The 18,690-nt window shown below is 74.3% G+C and carries 17 protein-coding genes and 1 pseudogene; 3 read left to right on the top strand and 15 right to left on the bottom strand.

What is annotated here, in order from left to right:
* Window positions 1-48 precede the first annotated feature (48 nt).
* The gene (locus ACIQ87_RS03280) at window positions 49-1,686 is read left to right on the top strand and encodes an amidohydrolase (RefSeq protein WP_402400762.1); all 1,638 of its coding nucleotides are present in this window, start codon (window positions 49-51) and stop codon (window positions 1,684-1,686) included.
* A 97-nt stretch (window positions 1,687-1,783) separates the two neighbouring features.
* On the opposite strand, the gene ACIQ87_RS03275 is transcribed toward ACIQ87_RS03280, so the two are convergent.
* The 3 genes from ACIQ87_RS03275 to ACIQ87_RS03265 all read right to left on the bottom strand — a co-directional run bounded on the left by ACIQ87_RS03275 (window position 1,784) and on the right by ACIQ87_RS03265 (window position 4,830).
* Window positions 1,784-2,491: a TetR/AcrR family transcriptional regulator gene (locus tag ACIQ87_RS03275; RefSeq protein ID WP_402400759.1), complete on the bottom strand. Its 708-nt coding sequence runs from the start codon at window positions 2,489-2,491 to the stop codon at window positions 1,784-1,786.
* 74 nt (window positions 2,492-2,565) lie between these two features.
* A complete protein-coding gene (locus ACIQ87_RS03270) occupies window positions 2,566-3,990 on the bottom strand; it encodes a helix-turn-helix domain-containing protein (protein WP_402400756.1) in 1,425 nt (474 codons plus the stop codon).
* 90 nt (window positions 3,991-4,080) lie between these two features.
* Window positions 4,081-4,830 carry a DUF4232 domain-containing protein gene (locus ACIQ87_RS03265; protein ID WP_402400754.1) on the bottom strand — a complete coding sequence of 250 codons (750 nt, stop codon included), beginning with the start codon at window positions 4,828-4,830 and terminating at the stop codon, window positions 4,081-4,083.
* A 339-nt stretch (window positions 4,831-5,169) separates the two neighbouring features.
* Between ACIQ87_RS03265 and ACIQ87_RS03260 the strand changes: the two genes are divergently transcribed.
* Both ACIQ87_RS03260 and ACIQ87_RS03255 read left to right on the top strand, forming a co-directional pair.
* Window positions 5,170-5,484: an antibiotic biosynthesis monooxygenase family protein gene (locus ACIQ87_RS03260; RefSeq protein ID WP_402400751.1), complete on the top strand. Its 315-nt coding sequence runs from the start codon at window positions 5,170-5,172 to the stop codon at window positions 5,482-5,484.
* A gap of 102 nt (window positions 5,485-5,586) precedes the next feature.
* A complete protein-coding gene (locus tag ACIQ87_RS03255) occupies window positions 5,587-5,997 on the top strand; it encodes an ArsR/SmtB family transcription factor (protein WP_402400748.1) in 411 nt (136 codons plus the stop codon).
* 83 nt (window positions 5,998-6,080) lie between these two features.
* On the opposite strand, the gene ACIQ87_RS03250 is transcribed toward ACIQ87_RS03255, so the two are convergent.
* The 12 genes and pseudogenes from ACIQ87_RS03250 to ACIQ87_RS03195 all read right to left on the bottom strand — a co-directional run bounded on the left by ACIQ87_RS03250 (window position 6,081) and on the right by ACIQ87_RS03195 (window position 18,679).
* Window positions 6,081-6,752, bottom strand: coding sequence for a deaminase (locus ACIQ87_RS03250; RefSeq protein ID WP_402400745.1), 672 nt, complete (start codon window positions 6,750-6,752; stop codon window positions 6,081-6,083).
* A 143-nt stretch (window positions 6,753-6,895) separates the two neighbouring features.
* Window positions 6,896-8,287 (bottom strand): nitrate/sulfonate/bicarbonate ABC transporter ATP-binding protein, encoded by a 1,392-nt coding sequence (locus tag ACIQ87_RS03245; protein ID WP_402400743.1) that lies wholly within the window; start codon window positions 8,285-8,287, stop codon window positions 6,896-6,898.
* A gap of 14 nt (window positions 8,288-8,301) precedes the next feature.
* Window positions 8,302-9,000: an ABC transporter permease subunit gene (locus ACIQ87_RS03240; RefSeq protein ID WP_402400740.1), complete on the bottom strand. Its 699-nt coding sequence runs from the start codon at window positions 8,998-9,000 to the stop codon at window positions 8,302-8,304.
* 319 nt (window positions 9,001-9,319) lie between these two features.
* Window positions 9,320-9,586 (bottom strand): annotated as a pseudogene (locus tag ACIQ87_RS03235) (ABC transporter permease subunit); the annotation flags it as partial.
* Between the two features lie 145 nt (window positions 9,587-9,731).
* Window positions 9,732-10,112: a hypothetical protein gene (locus ACIQ87_RS03230; protein ID WP_402400737.1), complete on the bottom strand. Its 381-nt coding sequence runs from the start codon at window positions 10,110-10,112 to the stop codon at window positions 9,732-9,734.
* Window positions 10,113-10,220: 108 nt separating this feature from the next.
* Window positions 10,221-10,436: a hypothetical protein gene (locus ACIQ87_RS03225; RefSeq protein WP_402400734.1), complete on the bottom strand. Its 216-nt coding sequence runs from the start codon at window positions 10,434-10,436 to the stop codon at window positions 10,221-10,223.
* Between the two features lie 53 nt (window positions 10,437-10,489).
* Window positions 10,490-10,879 (bottom strand): winged helix-turn-helix domain-containing protein, encoded by a 390-nt coding sequence (locus ACIQ87_RS03220; protein ID WP_402400731.1) that lies wholly within the window; start codon window positions 10,877-10,879, stop codon window positions 10,490-10,492.
* Window positions 10,880-10,975: 96 nt separating this feature from the next.
* The gene (locus ACIQ87_RS03215; RefSeq protein WP_402400729.1) at window positions 10,976-12,625 is read right to left on the bottom strand and encodes an NRAMP family divalent metal transporter; all 1,650 of its coding nucleotides are present in this window, start codon (window positions 12,623-12,625) and stop codon (window positions 10,976-10,978) included.
* A gap of 420 nt (window positions 12,626-13,045) precedes the next feature.
* Complete coding sequence (locus ACIQ87_RS03210; RefSeq protein ID WP_402400926.1) at window positions 13,046-15,355, bottom strand: FdhF/YdeP family oxidoreductase; 2,310 nt, start codon at window positions 15,353-15,355, stop codon at window positions 13,046-13,048.
* Between the two features lie 206 nt (window positions 15,356-15,561).
* Window positions 15,562-16,479: a LysR family transcriptional regulator gene (locus tag ACIQ87_RS03205; protein WP_402400726.1), complete on the bottom strand. Its 918-nt coding sequence runs from the start codon at window positions 16,477-16,479 to the stop codon at window positions 15,562-15,564.
* 3 nt (window positions 16,480-16,482) lie between these two features.
* Window positions 16,483-17,394 (bottom strand): formate dehydrogenase accessory sulfurtransferase FdhD, encoded by a 912-nt coding sequence (fdhD, locus tag ACIQ87_RS03200; protein ID WP_402400724.1) that lies wholly within the window; start codon window positions 17,392-17,394, stop codon window positions 16,483-16,485.
* A 28-nt stretch (window positions 17,395-17,422) separates the two neighbouring features.
* Window positions 17,423-18,679 carry an MFS transporter gene (locus ACIQ87_RS03195; RefSeq protein WP_402400721.1) on the bottom strand — a complete coding sequence of 419 codons (1,257 nt, stop codon included), beginning with the start codon at window positions 18,677-18,679 and terminating at the stop codon, window positions 17,423-17,425.
* Between the last annotated feature and the right edge of the window lie 11 nt (window positions 18,680-18,690).

Genomic DNA, 18,690 nt, shown 5'->3' with positions numbered 1-18,690 from the left:
ACGACCAAGCACGACCAAGCACGACCAAGCGAGAACGGAGCACCACCCATGACCGAGGCCGATCTGGTCTTCACCCATGGCCCCGTCCACACCGGCGACGCGGCCCGCACCCGGGCGAGCGGCCTGGCGGTCGTCGGCGAACGGATCGTCGCCGTCGGGCACGACGAGGTCCGGGAGCTGATCGGGCCGAGGACGGAGGTCGTCGACCTCACCGGCAAGCTGCTGCTGCCCGGCTTCCAGGACGCCCACATCCACGCGGTGGGCGGCGGCGCGGAGCTGGCGTCCTGCGACCTCACCGGCACCGTCGGCGTCGCCGACTACCTGGCGCGCATCCGGGCGTACGCCGAGGCGAACCCGGAGCAGGAGTGGATCACCGGCAGCGGCTGGTCGATGGAGAGCTTCGAGGGCGGCCTGCCCACTCGGCAGCTGCTCGACTCCGTCGTCCCCGACCGCCCGGTCTACCTCACCAACCGCGACCACCACGGCGCCTGGGCCAACACCCGGGCGCTGGAACTCGCCGGCCTCACCGCCGACACCCCCGACCCGGCCGACGGCCGGATCGAGCGCGAGGCCGACGGCACCCCCGGCGGCACCCTCCAGGAGGGCGCCACCGCCCTGGTCGCCCGACTGATCCCGCCCTCGACCGCCGCCGACCGGCTCGACGGACTGCTGCGCGCCCAGCGCCTGCTGCACTCGCTCGGCATCACCGGCTGGCAGGACGCCCTGCTCGGCGAGTTCAACGGCATGCCCGACCCCTCCGACGCCTACCTGGCCGCCGCCCGCTCCGGCGCGCTGACCGCCCGGGTGACCGGCGCGCTCTGGTGGGAGCGGGACCGGGGCGCCGAGCAGATCCCCGAACTCGTCCGGCGGCGCCGCGAGTTGAGCCACGGCCGGTTCCGGGCCGGCTCGGTGAAGATCATGCAGGACGGCATCGCGGAGAACTTCACCGCCGCGATGACCAGCCCGTACCTGGACGGCTGCGGCTGCGCCACCGCCAACACCGGCCTCAGCTTCGTCGATCCGGCGGCGCTGCGCGGGTACGTCACCGAACTGGACGCGCTCGACTTCCAGGTGCACTTCCACGCGCTCGGCGACCGGGCCGTGCGCGAGGCGCTGGACGCCGTCGAGGCCGCCCGCACCGCCAACGGCCGGCGCGGCACCCGCCACCACCTCGCCCACCTCCAGGTGGTCCACCCCGACGACCTGCCGCGCTTCGCCCGGCTCGGCGCCGTCGCCAACATCCAGCCGCTCTGGGCGGCCCACGAGCCGCAGATGGACGAGCTCACCATCCCCTTCCTCGGGCCGGAGCGGGCCGCCTGGCAGTACCCGTTCGGCGCGCTCCAGCGGGCCGGCGCCACCCTGGCGGCGGGCAGCGACTGGCCGGTGAGCAGCCCGGACCCGCTGGCGGGGCTGCACGTGGCGGTCAACCGGATGGAGCCGGAGGCCACCGACGGGAAGGTCTTCCTGCCCGAGCAGCGGCTCGACCTGTCCGCCGCGATCGCCGCCTACACGGCCGGCAGCGCCCACCTGAACGGGCACGACGACGCCGGGGTGCTCGCGGCCGGGAACCTGGCCGACCTCGTCGTGCTCGACCGCGACATCCTCACCGGGCCGCCGGAGGAGATCGCCCACGCCCGGGTGCTGCGGACGTACGTCGGAGGGGAGCTGGTGCACGCGGCGCAGTGAGCCGGCCCGGGGCCGGACCGGCCGTCGGTGGTGAGCCCGGGGGCCCACCACCGACGGCCGGCCGCGTTCCCGCGCGCAGCGGCGCGCGCCCTCCTCCTCAGCCGCCAGCCGCCCGCAGCCGGGCCTCGGCGGCCTCCAGCAGCAGGTCCAGGGCGTACGGGTACCCGCTGCGGTGCATGTCGGTGGTGAGCAGGTGGGCGGTGGCCGCGATGTGCGGGTGGTCGACGGCGTCGAGCCGGGCGTAGGAGCCCTGCCAGACGTCGAGGTCGGCGTTCTGGGCGGCGGCCGGGAGAGCGAGCATGGCGGCGTCCAGGGCGGCGAAGCCGAGGCTCTGGTCGACGAAGGCGTGGTAGATCCGGACGGCCTCGGGGTCGGGGAAACCCGCCGTGCGCAGGACGCCGAGGATCGCCTCGACGGCGGCGATCTCGTGGGTGCGGCCGGTGGTGCGGTGGGCGGCGAGGATGGCGGCCTGCGGGTGGGCCTGGTAGCTGGCGTGGATCCGCAGGCCGATGGCGCGCAGGTCGGCGCGCCAGTCGCCGGTGGGCCGCCAGCCACGCTGGGCACGGCCGATCAGTTCGTCGGCGATGGCGAGCAGCAGGTCGTCGGTGCTGTGGAAGTAGCGGTAGACCGCGCTTGGGTCGGCGCCGAGGGCCGAGCCGAGCCGCCGCACCGTGAGCGCCTCGGCGCCGTGCCCGCCGATCAGCCGGATCGCCGTGTCGACGATCAGCTCGGCGGAGAGCACCACGCCCTGCTTGGTGGGACGGCGTCGGCGTCGCTGCGGTTCGGGCACTACGCGGTCGGTCATCCGCCGAGGTTATGCCGACACCGTTGACACAATCCAGAGGGCGGGCACGTTCCGCCCCCGGCCGACGGTCGGGCTCAGCCCTCGTCGTGGTCCGGGGCCCAGGCGGTGCCGTTGTAGAAGTAGTTCGGCGCGCCGTGCCTGCCCACGGTCCGGAACTGCTGCTGGTCGCCGAGGCCCACCCGCGTGGTGCCGCTGCGGCCGTCCTTGCCGGTCCACACCAGTTCGAGGAACCAGCTGACGTCCTGGGACCGGGTGGAGGCGTCCACGTCGATCACCTGCGGGTCGTTGGCCGAGATCCGGTACGGGAAGTCCGTCGTGGCGGTCTTCCGTTCGCCCTCGTTGCCCGGGACGGGGACGGCGCGCGGCGTGGCCGCGTCGAGGTCCACCGCGAAGGCCGCCGGTTCGAGCCCGCCGCCGCAGCCGGACCCGGGCGTGTAGGCGTTCCACTTGGGTGCGGGCCGGGTGCTGACCACCTGCACGTACATGGCGTTCAGCACGACGGTGTCCGAGTCGGCGCCCAGGGCGGTCAGCTCGATGCGCAGGTGCCCGGCGGGGACCATGCGCTGGGAGGCCGCCCAGCTGTCGATCCGGCCGGAGGACGACGGGGGCGGAGCCACCTGGGCGGGGGAGCGGGCGGAGAGGAACCACTGGTTGCAGAGGCTGCCCCAGTTGTTGTTGAGGACGCTGACGTGGAACGGCGGGGGGAGCTCCTCGGGGATCGCCGAGGCGGTCGCGGACGGGGTGTCCGTGGCGGCGGGGTCCGAGGGGGCGGGCGGAGCCGGGGCGTCGGTGGGCGCGGTGCCGGCCACCGCACCGGCGGAGACGGACGGTGCGGCAGCCGAGGAGACGGCCGAGGAGACGGCCGAGGGGGCGGAGGTGCGCGGGGTGTCTCCGGCCTCGCGCAGCACGAGGCCGGAGACCACGGCGGCCAGCACGGCCACGGCGGTCGCGCTCAACAGCACTCGGGCGCGGACGCGGCGGCGCGGCCCGGCGGGCGGGGCCGAGGGGGTCGCGTTCGTCACCTCCTCTTCCTCCTCCGGTAGGGCGGCTGACGGCCGGTCGGGCCCGGCGCCCGGCCGGTGCTCCGGCTCCAGACCGGGCTCCTGACCGGGCTCCTGGCCGGGCTCCTGGCCGGGCTTCGCATCGGGCTCCCGGCCAGGCGCCGGATCGGTCTCGGGCTCCGGCCGGGCCTCCGGCCGCGGTGCGGGTGCCGGTCCGGTGCCGGCCGGGGCGCCCGCGGCGGAGGACTCCCGGCGGCGGGCCGCGTCGGCCAGGATCCAGCGGCGGTGCAACTCGACCAGTTCCTCGGTGCCGGCCCCGCAGACCCGGGCCAGCCGTTCCACCGGCGCGTACTCGGTCGGTACGGCGGCGCCGTTGCAGTAGCGGTGCAGGGTGGAGGTGCTGACGTGCAGCCGAGTGGCCAGGGCCCCGTAGCTGCGGCCCGAACGCTCCTTGAGTTCGCGCAGCATCGCCGCGAACTCCTCGGTCTCCACACTCATCTGCTGCCCTTCCCCCACCCCGGGCCGGCCCGGGATGTCACCGATCCGCGGATCACCGTACCGGGAGCGGGGGGAGCGCGACGCAGCAGGTCAGCTCCGGCCGGCCGTCTCGGTGGAGGAGGCCGCGTCGGCGACGTTGTCCCGGTACAGGCCGACCTTGGGCTGCTTGCCGACCTTCGCGCCGGCGCCGAGCTGGAAGGTCCGGGTGTCGGAGTTGGGCATCTGGTCGTCGGCCAGGACGTTCAGCTGGTCCACGTCGGCCACGCTGCCGCTGCCGGGGTTGAGGTCCACCACCGCGTAGGTGCTCTTGCCGGGGGCCAGCGCGTGGGCCGGCGGGCCGCCCAGCCCGCCCGGAACCAGCGGGGTGAGGTCGTTGCCGTGGTCGGGGGCCTTCGAGCTCCCGAGGTTGACGAGCGGGTAGTAGCTCAGACCGCAGTAGGTGCTGCCCTGGTTGTGCACCTCGATCACCCGCTGGTCGGGCGACCCGGCCCTGGTGGTCACCTTGACCGTCAGCTTGTCGGCCTTGCAGGAGTGGGTGTAGGCGTACGCCTCATCGGTTCCGGCCGCGCCCCCGCCGGCCGTGGCGGGGGCCACGGGGGTCTTGGGGCGGGCGGAGGAGGGAGCTCCGGCGGCCGGGGCGGGAGCTCCGGCGGTCGGCTGGGCGGCGTCTCCGGCGGGCGCGGCGGGCGCGGCGGCCGAGGCGGACCGGGCGGGCTTCGCGGGCTGCGCCGCGTCGCCGCCGTCGGGCCCACAGGCCGTCAGGGTGAGGGAGGCGCCCAGGGCGAGGGCGGCCGGGACGAACAGGGCACGGCGAGCGGACACGGCGCGGCGAACGGACATGGAGGTTCCCCCGTAACGGATCGCGGACGAAGCCGCGGATGAAGGAGTGGACGGGGCGGCGGGCCATCGGCACCGGCCGCTGGGCAGAACTCTGGTCCGCCGTCCGCCCGGTCCGCCAGACTTCCCGGCCAGGCCGGGACGCCGGAACGGTTCCATGCCCTCTGACCTGCGGCTTCGTGCCTGCCTGGAATGGACTTCCGGAACGTTCCGCAGGCCCTTCGCGGGGCCGGCGCGGGAACGGAACCACCGGGGACCGGGTGAACCGTGGGAACCGGGGGAACTGCTGTGTCATCAGATGTCATCAGCCGGAACTGATGGGAGACAGAGATGATTCTGGTCGTGTTCAGGTCGCGCTTCTCGGAGCAGGTCGACGGCGACTACCGGACGACGGACGACCACCTCGCCGAGAAGGCACGGGCGGTCTACGGCGACGACCTCGTCCGGGTCAAGAGCTACGAGGCCGAGGACGGCGAACGCCTGACGCTGGTGTGGTGGCGCAACCCGGAGACGCTGGCGCAGTGGCGCGCCGACCTGGAGCACCGGAACGCCCAACAGCAGGGGCGGGACACGTGGTACTCGTTCTACGAGTTGAGCGTCACCGACGTGCTCCGGACCAGCTCGACCCTGGAGCCGGAGGCGTACCCGGCGCGCTGACCCCGGCGCGACCGCCCGGCGCGAACGCCCGGCGCACGCCCCGGGGCCGCCGTCGGATCTTCCCGACCCGGGCGCGCGGGCGCACCTCGGTACGATCCCTGTATGGGTGGTGTGCGGGAAGAGGCCTGGGACGCCGAGGCGGCGGAGCGGGCGGTGGCGGTGCTGAAGGCGGTGGCGGACCCGTCGCGCTACCGGCTGCTGTGGGCACTGAGCGGCCGGGAGCTGCCGGTGAGCGAGCTGGCCGAGCTGCTGGGGGCGCACGTGGCGGCGACCTCGCAGCACCTGGCGAAGCTGCGGGCGGCCGGTCTGGTGGTGGCCCGGCGGGAGGGCACGCGGATCTTCTACCGGGCCACCGAGGTGCGCGGGCTGCTCACCGAGGCCGCGCTGATCGCCCAGGACCTGCCCGACCGCCGCGACGGCGGCGACGACGGGGCCGCTCCGGCCGGTGCGACCGCCCCGCAGCCCTTCGCCCGCGCGGCCCGCGCGGTGCGCCGCCGCCCGGCGACCGGCTAACCGGCCGGTCCCGTCCGGCCCCAGCCCGCCCAGCCCGCCCAGCCCGCCCAGCCCGTCCGGCTCCCCGGCGCGCCGCGCCCGGATCAGCCCGTGCCCGCCGGGATCCCGCCGTCGCGGATGGCCCGGGCGCGGCGGAACATCGCGTCGGTCTCGGCGGCCAGCACGCCGCCGAGGAGCAGCCGCGGGGAGTAGAAGGACCTGGCGGCCTCGGCGACGGCGGTCGCGGCGAGATCGATCTGACCCAGACCGGTGCGGCGCAGCCCTTCGATCGTCGTCCCCCACACGACCCGCCGGATCCCGGCCCACGCGCAGGCGCTCATGCACATCGGGCAGGGCTCCGCGGTCGTGTACAGGGTCGTGGCGCCCCAGTCGGGGTCGTCCGCCCGCTGCGCGTGGTCCTCGATGGCGACCATCTCCCCGTGGTACGTCGGGTTCTCCGCGGCGGCGGCGACCCCGCGGGCCACCACCACCCCGGCCCGGACGATCACCGCTCCGAAGGGGTAGCGATCCAGCTTGCGGCCCTCGACGATCGCCTGGGCCATGAAGTACTCGTGGCCGCGCCGCTGTTCCCGCTCCCGCTCCCGCTCCCGCTCCCGCTCCCGCTCCCGCTCCCGCTCCCGCTCCCGCTCCCGCTCCCGCGGCCGTGACCGGGGCTCCGGCTCCGGCTCCGGTCGCGCGACCGGTGCGGCGCGCGCGGCGTACGGAACGGTCCCGGCCGCGGCGGCGGTTCTGAGGAAGGAGCGCCTGTCCGACATCCCTGTGTTCTCCGTCCGGTCGACGTGCCGGCACGACGGGTGCGCCGGCCCCGACGGCATTCTCCGCGGGCGGGGGCACGGGGCGCTGGGGTTCGCCGGTATCGCGGCCCGCCGGTCCGTCCGGCTCCCGGGGCCGGGAGCCGCTACCGCAGCCGGTACTCCTGCCGGTCGGCGTCGTACGCGAAGAGCCCCGCGTAGCGGCCCCAGTCGGTGGCGGTCTCCAACTGCCGGTCGGTCTGCTCGGCGGTGTAGTGGCGGCCGAGCAGGTCACGCAGGAACCCGGTGCGGACGGTGGCGCCGGGGCGGCCGCCGAGGCTGTTGGCGATCAGCTTGACCAGCGGGACCTCCAGGGCCGCGGCGGCGAACACCGCGCGGGAGTCCTGGGCGTCGGCCCCGGCGTAGGCGGCGCCGGTCCCGGTGAGCAGCAGGTCGTCGCCGTGGACCTCGGCGAGCCCGAGCAGGTCGAGGGCGTCGACCTGGGGGAGCAGGTCGTCGATGTCCAGGCCGAGTTCGTCGGCGAGCCCGGCCAGGTCGCAGCTCCCGCCGCGGTGGGCGACCGTCTCGGCGAGACCGGACAGGCCGTCGACGCTCGCCGGGGGCAGCGGAGTGCTGGCGACGGTGCGCCGATCGGGGTCGGGGTCGTGGCCGGTGCGGCCGGCGGGCCGGGTGTCCATGGGCCGGCCGGTCATGATCCGGTACACCCGGTCCACCAGCGCGTCGAAGGCCGCCGATTCGCGGTCCCGCGGCCGCTCCAGGGCGACCTCGACGGTCTCCCGGATGGTCCCGTACGGGCGGGCGCCGAGGACCACGACACGGTCGGCCATCAGCACCGCCTCCTCGATGTTGTGGGTGACCAGGACGACGGCCCGGGTGGGGAACTGGCCGGAGTCCCACAGCTCCATCAGCTCGCCGCGCAGGTTCTCGGCGGTGAGCACGTCGAGCGCGGAGAACGGTTCGTCCATCATCAGCACGTCCGGTTCGACGACCAGCGCCCGGGCGAAGCCGACCCGCTGGCGCATCCCGCCGGAGAGCTCCTTGGGGTAGGCGGACGCGAAGCCGGTCAGGCCGATCAGGTCGATGGCCTGGGCGGCGGCCCGGGCACGCTCCCGGGGCGGCACCCCGCGGGCCTCCAGACCGAGCTCGACGTTCTGCCGGACGGTCAGCCAGGGCAGCAGCGCGAAGGTCTGGAAGACCAGCGCGGTGCCGGGGTTGGCGCCGGTGAGCGGGGTGCCGCGGTAGCGGACGGTGCCGGAGCTGGGCGGGATCAGCCCGGCCAGGCAGCGCAGCAGGGTGGACTTGCCGGAGCCCGAGCGCCCGAGCACGGCGACGATCTCGCCGGCCCGCACGGTGAGGTCGATGCCGGAGAGCACCGGCAGTTCGCCGGCCGCCCCGGCGTAGGCCTTGGTCAGGCCGGCGGCCTCCAGCAGCACCTCCCGATCCCCCTCGTCCCCTTCGGGAACCGGGGCGGGAGCAGGAGTGGGAACGGGAGCGGTGGAAGCGGTGGCGGTGGCGCGGAGGCGGAACGGGAAGCGCATCGGCGGACTCCGGACTACAGCGAGTAGCGGCGCTCGGCCAGCCGGTAGAGCCGGCGCCAGAGCAGACGGTTGAGGACGACGACGTACAGGCTCATCACCGCGACTCCGGCGAGCAGGCGCGGGTGGTCACCGTGCTCGGCGGCCCGGGCGATGTACGCGCCGAGGCCGGTCGCGGTCAGCGTGGTGGAGCCGAAGGTGACCACCTCGGCGACGATGGACGCGTTCCAGGCGCCGCCGGAGGCGGTGATGCCACCGGTGACGTACGCCGGGAAGACCGCCGGGATGATCAGCCGCCGCCAGCGCTGCCAGCCGCGCACGCCGAGGTCGTCCATCGCCTCGCGCAGGTCGGCGGGCACGGCCATGGCGCCGGCGATGGCGTTGAACAGGATGTACCACTGGGAGCCGAGGGCCATCAGCAGGATGCCGCCGAGGTCGATCGACACCCCGGTGCGCAGCAGCAGCCAGACCACCAGGGGGAAGAGGAAGTTGGCCGGGAAGCCGGCCAGCACCTGGACGACGGGCTGGGCGATCCTGGTCAGCCGGGGCGAGAAGCCGATCTTCACACTGATCGGCACCCAGACCACGGTGGCCACCACGACCAGCACGAGCACCCGGGCGAGGGTGGCCAGGCCCAGCAGCAGCGGCTCGCCGAAGACGCCGAGGCCGGTGCGGTCGGCGAGGTAGCGGCCCAGGTCGAGGACGCCCCACAGCACGATGCCGCCCCGCGACCAGGGCGAAGGCCACGTCCCCGGCCCGCCGTCGGCCGGGGCGGGCCGCCGGCGGGTGGGCGGCGGTGCCGAAGACCCGCCCGGCCCGGTTCAGTGCCCGTCCGGCCGGGCGCAGTGCCCCGCCGAGCGCGGTGGGCAGCCGGGAGCGGCGCAGCAGGTCCAGCACGACCGAGCGCTGCACCTCGGTGGCCTCGGACTGCTCGTTCTTGAAGCGCTCGGCCCAGGCGGTGAGCGGCCGCCAGAACAGGAAGTTGACGCCGATCACCAGCACCACCATGGTGGCGATCGCCCAGCCGACCCGGCCGAGGTCCCCGGCGGCGATGGCCGCGCCCGCGTACGAGCCGACCCCGGGCAGCGCGTACCGCCGGCCGTCCACGGTGATCGCCTCGGAGGCGACCAGGAAGAACCAGCCGCCACCGAAGCCGAGCATGCCGTTCCAGACCAGGCCGATCATCCCCGAGGGCAGCTCGACCTTCCAGAACCGCGTCCACCGGCTGAACCCGAACGAGCGGGACAGTTCGTCGAGTTCGCGCGGCATCGAGACCAGCGCCTGGTAGAAGGCGAAGGTCATGTTCCAGGCCTGGGACGTGAAGATGGCGAACACGGCGGCGACTCGAGGCCGAGCACCGGGCCGGGGAGGAGCGCGAGGAAGCCGGAGACCGCGACGCTCAGGAAGGCGAGCACCGGCACCGACTGGAGGATGTCCAGCGCCGGGATCAGCACCGCTCCAGTCGGCGGCTGCGAGCGGCGGCGTAGGCGTAGCAGAAGGTGAAGACGACCGAGACGGCGAGCGCGGCGAACATCCGCAGCAGCGAACGCACCGCGTCGTACGGCAGCCGGGCCGGGTCGGTGTCGACGGCCGAGTCCCGGACGGAGGAGAACCGGACGGAGCCGCCCTGGCCGAGCCGCAGCACCAGGTAGAGCAGCACCAGGACGGCGGCCGCGACGACCAGGTCCACCCACACCCGCCCGCCGAGGCGGCTCGCCGTCCGGGCGGGCAACAGGCCCGCGGACCGGCCGCCGGGCAGCGGGCTCCGGGACCGGCCGCCAGGCACTGGGCTCCGGGTGCGGCCCGGGGCGGGCTTCAGCAGGGTCATGGCGGTACCTCCGGCGCAAACCCGGGCAGTCTGCTCCCTCGGTACGTCCGTATGCAAACCCGTCCCGCATGCCGTACCGCATGACGTACCGCCCCGGGGCCCGCCCGGCTAGCGCGTGTCCGACGATTGCCGCCGCCGGCTGCCGGCCAGCAGCAGGGCGAGCAGCAGCCCGGCGACCGAGGCGCCGACGAGCGCACCGGACAGGAACAGCCGCAGCGGGTGGGGTGCGAGGCCGACGGCGAGGCCCTCGGTGGTGATCAGCAGCAGGACGCCGCACAGGGCGGTGCCTCTGCCGGTCCGGGGGAACAGGACGGTTCGGGTCATCGCGGGGCCCTCCTTCGACGGGTGACGTGTCCTTCTGTGGGGCGGTCAAGCGGTCAGGCGGTCCGGGCCAGCCGGGGGTCGTACTTGTAGCCGATCTGCCGGACGGTGGCGATCGCCTCCCGGTGCCCGGGGCCGAGCTTGCGCCGGATCCGGGCGATGTGGGTGGCGACGGTGCGGGAGTCGCCGGTGTCGGTGCGGCCCCAGACGTTCTCCATCAGCTGGCGCCGGGAGTGCACCCGCAGCGGGTTGCCGACCAGGTGGGCGAGCAGCTCGAACTCCAGGTACGGCATGGTGACCTGGCGGCCCTCGACGGTGACGGTGCGCTGCTCGGTGTCCACCACCAGGCCGGGCGCGGGGAAGGGGCGCGGGGCCGGGCGCCGGTTAGGGGCGGGTGCGGGGTGGTCCGAGAAGAGGGCGTCGAGCCTGGGGTAGCGCAGGGCCATGGTGGTCGGACTCCTTCGGGGTCGGGGCGGACGGGGCGGACGTCGGGGCGGACGGGGAGGTGGTGGTGGTGCCGGTCCGTCGGCCCGGTCCGCGGCTCAGTGGCTGAGCGCGGTCTGGACGATCTTGACGATGACCATCGCCATCGCGAGCAGCAGGTAGGCACGCAGCGCGCCCATGCCGACCTTGCGGGCGGTGGACATCACCGGCCGGTCGAGGGTCTCCAGCGGGGGCATCCGCCAGTTCTCCCGGCCGGTGCGGTCGACGGGGTCCTCCTTGGTGCCGCGGCGCCCGGCGGTGAAGGAGTACCCGGCGACGAGCACCCCGGCGACGCCGCAGCCGGCCATGATCCACAGGATCGCCCCGGAGCTGATGTCCGGCCAGACCACGGCGGCGGTGAGGATCAGCGAGAGCATCACCAGGACGCCGACCACCGCCGAGGTGAAGGCGTTGGTCCTGGGGCCGTTCACCCAGGGGCCGAGCACGGCCCGGTCGTTGCAGAGCAGCAGCAGGAAGACGGTCGCGGACGGCAGCAGCACCCCGGCCAGCACCTGGACGAACTGGGTCATCAGCCCCTGGGTGTAGTCGGTGGAGAGCAGGGTGATCGCCGCCGCGGCGACGACCAGGCCCGCGTAGATCCCGTAGAAGCCCTTGGCACCCTTCACCCCGCGGTGCAGCGAGTGCCTGATGCCGAACACGTCGCCGATCGCGTACGCGGTGGACAGGGAGACCGCGAAGGCGCCGATGATCGAGGCGTCCAGCAGCGCGATGGCGAACAGCACACCCGCCAGCCGGCCGGCCTTGTCCTCGACGCCCCGGGCGACGGCCGCCGCGTCGGAGAACTGGCCGAAGCCGTCGGTGCCCGCGAAGGCGGCGGCGGTGAGGCCCATCATGGCGGCGGCGCCGACGATCACGATCACGATGCCGATCCAGAGGTCGGCCTTCTCGTACTTCATGAAGCGGGGGGTGATCCGCTTGTCGATGACGTAGGACTGCTGGAAGAACAGCTGCCACGGGGCGACGGTGGTGCCGACGATGGAGACGATGACCAGCATCACGGCGGCGAGTTCGCCGGCGCCGCCGGGCATGCTGGGCACGACGAAGTCGTGGGCCATCTGCGAGGTCCTGGGGTGGACCATGAAGTAGATCGGGACCAGCAGCAGCGAGCCTATGCACAGGGTGACGGCGACCCGCTCGAAGCGCCGGAAGGAGCCGGTGAAGGCCGAGGCGACGATGATCCCGGCCGCCAGTACCACCGAGGCCGCCTTCGGCAGTCCCAGGCACCCGGCCGCGAGCGTCACTCCGATGAACTCCGTGACCAGGGTCAGGGCGTTCAGCAGGAACAGGTCGATCACACTGAACGCGCCCCAGAACTTCCCGAAGCGCTCCAGGATCAGCCGGGCGTGGCCGACGCCGGTGACGGCGCCCAGGCGCAGCACCATCTCCTGGTTGACGTAGAGCACCGGGACGAGCATCAGCAGCGTCCACAGCAGCTTGGTGCCGTAGTTCTGGCCGGCCTGGCCGTAGGTGGAGAAGGCGCCGGCGTCGTTGTCGCCGACCATCACGATCAGGCCGGGGCCGACGATCGCGAGCAGCGTCTTCAGCCGCGCCGACAGGCCGTGGCGGGGCGTGGTGTCGTCGAGCCGGATGGTGCCGAGCGCACCCCTGATGTCGCCGATGTGCGCGTCGTCGAGGACGGCCGAACGCGGCTCGGGGACCGTGGAGTCGAGAGTGGCGTGGGTGGTCATGACGTTTCCTCCCTGGGCCCCGGGCAGGCGGGGCGGGTCGGAGGCAGGCGGCAGCGTTCCCTGCAAGCGGGCACGGCGCATCGACACGCGGTGGCGGCGGCCCGTACGCAGGCGTGCGGGCACGGTGGAACCGCGTGCGGAAACGACGTGTCGTCGTGGCTGACGGATCGTCAGGACATCGTGCAGGGAATGGTGTTACCGCATGCCGGAGGTGTACGAGGGCAAGCGGGGGTAGGGGCTGCTGTGGCCCGGACTACTGCAATCCATGTCTCTCGCCTCCTCCCGGCCGGTGCACCCCGTGGTGCGTGTCATCGACGCGGCAAGGAGTTCACCGGCCCGCGGAACGCGACCGCCGGTTCACCCCAACTCGTCCGAGCTTAGCCCTGCTCGGAGGCGATACTTGCGTACTTGGTTAAACCTTTACGATCGGGTCGCCTTCGTCACGGTCACCTTCAGGTGCTTCATGATCGGCTGGTCGCTCTGGGTGCTGTGGTCCCCGATCGCGCACAGCACGTTCAGTTCCGGCATGTACCCGGCCGCGCAGCCGCGCGGGATGTCGTACGGGACGGCCAGGTAGCCGTGCACCGAGCGGGTGGAGCCGTCCCGGGCGGTGCTGGTGACGTCGACCCGGTCGAACTCGGCCAGGCCGCGCTCGCGCATGTCGTCCCGGTTCATGAACACCAGGGTGCGCAGGTTCCGCACACCCCGGTAGCGGTCGTCGTCCGAGTAGATGGTGGTGTTCCACTGGTCGTGCGAGCGCATCGTGCCCAGCGCCAGGGTGCCCGGCTCGGGGACGACGTCGGGCAGCGGGGCGCTGGAGAACTCGGCCTTGCCGGAGGGGGTGTCGAAGACCAGCTCGCGGGCCGGCTGCTTGATCCGGAAGCCCAGCGGCAGCCGCACCCGGCGGTTGAAGTCCTCGAAGCCGTCCAGGACCCTGGCCATGGTGTCGCGGACGCGGTCGTAGTCCTCGATGTACCACTCCCAGGGGACGGGGCTGTCCGGCAGCGCCGCGCGGGCCATCCCGGCGATGATCGCGGGTTCGGAGAGCAGGTGCGGCGAGGCCGGGCGCTTCATGCCGACCGACAGGTGCACCATGCTCATCGAGTCCTCGACCGAGGTGGACTGCACCCCGGCCCGCTGGTGGTCCTTCTCGGTGCGGCCCAGGCACGGCAGGATCAGCGCGGCCCGGCCGTGCACCAGGTGGCTGCGGTTCAGCTTGGTGCTCACCTGGACGGTCAACTCGCAGGATTCCAGGGCCTGGTGGGTGTACGGGGTGTCCGGCGCGGCGAGCGCGAAGTTGCCGCCCATGCCGACGAACACCGTGATGTCGCCGCGCCGCATCGCCTCGATCGTGCCGACGGTGTCCAGCCCGTGCTCACGCGGCGGCTCGATCCCGCACACCTCGGCGAGCCGGTCCAGGAACGCGGCGGTGGGTCGGTGGTCGATGCCGCAGGTGCGGTTGCCCTGGACGTTGCTGTGCCCGCGCACCGGGGAGGGGCCCGCCCCCTCGCGGCCCAGGTTGCCGCGCAGCAGCAGGAGGTTGACGATCTCCCGGACGGTGTCCACCCCGTGCTCGTGCTGGGTGACGCCCAGGCACCAGCTGAAGATCGAGCGGTCGGCCTCCCGGTAGACCCGCGCCGCCTCCAGGACGGCGGCCCGGTCCAGCCCGCTCTGCCGCTCGATCTCCTCCCAGGGCGTGGCCGCGCAGATGTCGCGGTAGGCCTCGAAGCCGCTGGTGTGGCGCTCGATGAACAGCCGGTCCAGCGCCCGTTCGTCGGTCGCGGACTGCTCCAGGATCGCCTTCGCCATGCCGCGCAGCAGCGCCATGTCGCCGCCGATCCGCGGCTGGAGGTTGAGGGTGCTGGTGCGGGTGGCCCGGTTCAGCGCCATGTCGGTGAAGTCGTGCGGGATGATCGTCCGGGTCGCCGCCGCCTCCACCAGCGGGTTGACGTGCACGATCCGCGCGCCGCGCCGGTACGCCTCGGCGAGCGAGGTGAGCATCCGGGGCGCGTTGGAGGCCGCGTTGACGCCCAGGATGAACAGCGCGTCGGTGACCTCCCAGTCCTTGAGGTCGACCGTGCCCTTCCCGGTGCCGAGCGCGGCCTGCAGGGCCCGGCCGCTGGCCTCGTGGCACATGTTGGAGCAGTCGGGCAGGTTGTTGGTGCCCAGCTCGCGGGCCATCAGCTGGTAGAGGAAGGTCGCCTCGTTGCCGAGCCGGCCGGAGGTGTAGAAGGCGGCCCGGTTCGGGTCGTCCAACCCGCGCAGGGTGCGGCCGACCAGCGCGAAGGCGTCCTTCCAGGTGATCGGGACGTAGTGGTCGGTGGCCGGGTCGTAGACCATCGGCTCGGTGAGCCGGCCCTGGTCCTCCAGGGCGAAGTCGCTCCACCCGGACAGCTCGCCCACGGTGTGGGCGGCGAAGAACTCCCGGCTGACCCGCTTGCGGGTCATCTCCCAGGTGACGTGCTTGATGCCGTTCTCGCAGATGTCCAGGTGCAGGCCCTTGGTGTCGTCGGGCCAGGCGCAGCCGGGGCAGTCGAAGCCGCCGTTCTCGTGGTTCATCCGCATCACGGCCCGCGGCCCGTCCAGGTACGCGCCCTCGCGCGCCAGGAAGCGGGTGACGCTCTTCGCCGCGCCCCAGCCGGCGGCCGGGTGGTGGTACGGCCGGACGTGGGGCGGGCCGGCGGGGGAGGGGCCGACGTCCTCCGGCCGCTGCCGCGCGGCGGTGGTCACGTCGTCGTCGGAGGTGGTCACGGCACTCGCCTTCCGTCGCACGGGCGCACGGGCGCACGGGGTCGGACACCCGGGGGCGCCCGGAGACGGGCACCCGGGGCGGGTACCCGGCGTCGGGCACCCGGCGTCGGGTCGAGGCTATGCCGGGCGGTGGGACCCCGCGCGTCGAGCCCGGCCGGTGGCCGGCGGCCCGTCGCACCGGACGCTCACCCGCCCGGCAGGCTGCCGAGCACGGCGGCCACCTCCGTGCGCCGGGCGACCTCCAGCAACGCGCGGGCCATCACCGAGCCGGGCTCCCGGGCGGCGATCACCAGCCCGATCGGCGCGCTGTGCGCCGGCTCCGCCAGCGGGACGGCCCGCATCCCCTGCGGCACGCCGAACACGTGCAGCCACGCGTACGGCACCACGCTCGCCCACTGCCCGGTGCGGACGTGGGCGAAGAGCGAGGCCACCGAGTCGGTCTCGACCCGCGGCGTCGGCTCCAGCCCGAGGCCGGCGAACACCTCGTCCAGCACCCGGCGGCCCTGCATGCCCGGGTGCAGCAGGCACAGCGGCAGCCGGGCGGCCTGCGCCCACGTCGCCCGCGGGTGCTGGGCCAGCTCGTCGGCCGGGCCGGTCAGCAGGACGTACCGCTCCTCGTACAGCGGGACTGCGCGCAGGTCCTCGTGGCCCGGCCCCGGCAGGTAGGTGACGCCCGCGTCGATCTCGAAGTTCCGTACCAGGCGCAGGAGTTCCTCGGAGCGCAGATCGGTGGACAACTCCACGGCGGCCAGCGGGTGGGCGGTGCAGAACGGCCCGGTGAGCAGGGACACCGCGCCCGAGGCGGTCGGCACCGAGCCGATCCGCAGCCGTCCGCTCAGACCGGTGCGCAGCGCGTCCACCTCGTCCCGCAGGGCGTCCCGGTCGGCCAGGATGCGCTGCGCCCACAGCACGATCCGCTCGCCCTCCGGGGTCAGGCCCTCGTAGGCGCGGCCGCGCCGCACCAGCAGCACCCCGAGCTCGTCCTCCAGCTTGCGCAGCGCCTCGGACAGGGCCGGCTGGGAGGCGTGGCAGGCCTGGGCGGCGCGCGCGAAGTGGCGCTCCCGGGAGAGCGCGACGAGGTACTCGAGCTGGCGGAACAGCATCGCCTACTTGATCCCGGGGACGGCGGTGCCGGGGACGGTGGTGGCGGTGGCGGTGGCGGTGGCGGTCGTGGGACCGGCGGTCGAGGGGCCGTCGGTGTCGACGCGGTCGGTGCGGGTGTAGACGTTCATCGAGTCGCCACGCAGGAAGCCGACCAGGGTCAGCCCGCTCTCCTCGGCGAGGTCCACGGCCAGCGAGGACGGCGCGGAGACCGCCGCGAGTACCGGGATGCCCGCCATCACGGCCTTCTGCACCAGCTCGAAGGAGGCCCGGCCGCTGACCATCAGCACCGTGCCGCGGGCCGGGAGCAGGCCCTCGCGCAGGGCGTGGCCGACCACCTTGTCCACCGCGTTGTGCCGGCCCACGTCCTCGCGCAGGCAGAGCAGCCGCCCGTCGGCGTCGAACAGCCCGGCCGCGTGCAGGCCGCCGGTGCTGTCGAAGACCTTCTGGGCGGCGCGCAGCCGGTCGGGCAGCGCGGAGAGCAGCGCGGGGGTCACCCGCAGCCCGTCCTCGGCGACGCTCCACGGCGCGGTGGTGCGCACCGCGTCCAGGCTGGCCTTGCCGCACAGGCCGCAGGAGGAGGTGGTGTAGAAGTTGCGCTCCAGCGAGGCGTCGGGCGCGGGCACACCGGGGGCGAGCAGGACGTCCACCACGTTGTAGGTGTTGCCGCCGTCGCCGGTGGCGCCGGCGCAGTAGCGGATGCCGGCCACCTGCTCGGCGGCGTGCACCGCGCCCTCGCTGACCAGGAAGCCGGCCGCCAGGTCGAAGTCGCTGCCGGGGGTGCGCATGGTCACCGTCAGCGGACGCCCGCCGACCCGGATCTCCATCGGCTCCTCGGCCGCCAGGGTGTCGGGGCGGTACGACGGCGTGCCCTGGCGCAGGCGCAGCACTCTGCGGGGTACGGTCACTCGGCCCATGCTCGTCGGCTCCTCGGTGTGCTCTGCGTCAGGTCTGTACGGATGAATCCTCCCTCCTGACGGCGGTGCGCGGCTCCGGCGGGTCCGGCAGGTGGCGGCGGCTGTGCGCCGCGGTGACGGCCAGGCAGAGCAGGCCGACGGCCGCCATGCCCGCCAGCAGCGCCGGGTAGGAGGCGTGGCCGGCGGTGCCGGCGAGCAGCAGCGGGGTGAGGAAGCCGCTGGAGGTGGTGCTCTGGTAGAGCGAGGCGGAGGTCGGCCCGGAGGCGGGCGGGGTCAGCCGCTCCACCTCGTGCAGCCCCGCGCCGAGCGTCAGCCCGTACCCGGTGCCGAGGACGACGGCGGCGGCCACCACCAGGCCCACCGAGTCCCGGGCGGCGGCGAGGGCGCCGAGCAGCAGTCCGGCGATCACGGTGGCCATCGCGGTGAGGGTGGCCCGGGCGCTGTCCACGTCGTCCAGCCGGGCCGCGAAGGGCTGGGCGACCACGCCCGTGGCCAGGGTCAGCGCCGCGACCAGACCGCTGAACAGCGGCGCGTAGCCGGGCACCCGGTCGGCGACCAGCGGCGGCAGCACCACGTACGCCACGGTGGCGGCGCCGAGCACGGCCGGGCTGGCGGGCAGGACGACGTAGCGGAACCGGGGGTGGCGGACGGCGGCCGTGTGGGGCGGCGGCGTGCCGCGCACCGGTCCGGTGCCGTGGCCGCGGACGGTCTCCGGGAGCCCGCGGGTGGCCCGCAGTACCAGCAGGCAGCCCAGCGCGTGGACGAGACCGGGCAGCACCGTCGGGGCGGGCAGCCACTCGGCGATCACCCCGGAGGCCAGCGCACCCGCCGCGAAGCCCGTACCGGTGGCGTACATCGCCCGGCGGGCGCTCCGCTCGGGCGGGACGCCGCGCCCGGACAGCTCGCGCAGCCAGGCCGTCCCGGCGAGGAACACCAGCCCGGCCGTGAAGCCGGTGGCCAGCCGGGCGGCGTACACCGACGGTTCGTCCGGCAGGGCCAGCACCACGCTGGCGGCGGCGGACAGGGCCAGCGCGCCGCGCACCGTCCGCCGCCGTCCGTAGCGGTCGGCGGCCGGTGCGCCCAGCAGCAGACCGGGCACCAGGCCGAGCAGGTAGACCGAGAACATCGCGGCCAGCGAGAGCGCCGACCAGTCGGTGCGGGCCCGGTACACGGAGGCCAGCGCCGTGAACTGATTGGCGCCCCAGGCGGCGACGGCGACGGCGGCGGCCGCCGGGATCCAATGGCCGGCGGCGTGCGGCACGGGCATTTCATCGGTACTGCCCATGCGCTGTTCTG

It is taken from the genome of Kitasatospora sp. NPDC096204, assembly GCF_044763205.1.
GTDB lineage: Bacteria > Actinomycetota > Actinomycetes > Streptomycetales > Streptomycetaceae > Kitasatospora.
The sequence above is the reverse complement of the archived record's forward strand: the minus strand, read 5'-3'. Positions and strand labels throughout refer to the sequence as shown.

Excerpts from the sequence above, each read along its gene's own strand:
- ACIQ87_RS03280 (WP_402400762.1), top strand. The coding sequence starts at position 49 with ATGACCGAGGCCGATCTGGTCTTCACCCATGGCCCCGTCCACACCGGC.
- ACIQ87_RS03275 (WP_402400759.1), bottom strand. The coding sequence starts at position 2,491 with ATGACCGACCGCGTAGTGCCCGAACCGCAGCGACGCCGACGCCGTCCC.
- ACIQ87_RS03270 (WP_402400756.1), bottom strand. The coding sequence starts at position 3,990 with ATGAGTGTGGAGACCGAGGAGTTCGCGGCGATGCTGCGCGAACTCAAG.
- ACIQ87_RS03265 (WP_402400754.1), bottom strand. The coding sequence starts at position 4,830 with ATGTCCGTTCGCCGCGCCGTGTCCGCTCGCCGTGCCCTGTTCGTCCCG.
- ACIQ87_RS03255 (WP_402400748.1), top strand. The coding sequence starts at position 5,587 with ATGGGTGGTGTGCGGGAAGAGGCCTGGGACGCCGAGGCGGCGGAGCGG.
- ACIQ87_RS03250 (WP_402400745.1), bottom strand. The coding sequence starts at position 6,752 with ATGTCGGACAGGCGCTCCTTCCTCAGAACCGCCGCCGCGGCCGGGACC.
- ACIQ87_RS03245 (WP_402400743.1), bottom strand. The coding sequence starts at position 8,287 with ATGCGCTTCCCGTTCCGCCTCCGCGCCACCGCCACCGCTTCCACCGCT.
- ACIQ87_RS03230 (WP_402400737.1), bottom strand. The coding sequence starts at position 10,112 with ATGACCCTGCTGAAGCCCGCCCCGGGCCGCACCCGGAGCCCAGTGCCT.
- ACIQ87_RS03225 (WP_402400734.1), bottom strand. The coding sequence starts at position 10,436 with ATGACCCGAACCGTCCTGTTCCCCCGGACCGGCAGAGGCACCGCCCTG.
- ACIQ87_RS03220 (WP_402400731.1), bottom strand. The coding sequence starts at position 10,879 with ATGGCCCTGCGCTACCCCAGGCTCGACGCCCTCTTCTCGGACCACCCC.
- ACIQ87_RS03215 (WP_402400729.1), bottom strand. The coding sequence starts at position 12,625 with ATGACCACCCACGCCACTCTCGACTCCACGGTCCCCGAGCCGCGTTCG.
- ACIQ87_RS03205 (WP_402400726.1), bottom strand. The coding sequence starts at position 16,479 with ATGCTGTTCCGCCAGCTCGAGTACCTCGTCGCGCTCTCCCGGGAGCGC.
- fdhD (WP_402400724.1), bottom strand. The coding sequence starts at position 17,394 with ATGGGCCGAGTGACCGTACCCCGCAGAGTGCTGCGCCTGCGCCAGGGC.
- ACIQ87_RS03195 (WP_402400721.1), bottom strand. The coding sequence starts at position 18,679 with ATGGGCAGTACCGATGAAATGCCCGTGCCGCACGCCGCCGGCCATTGG.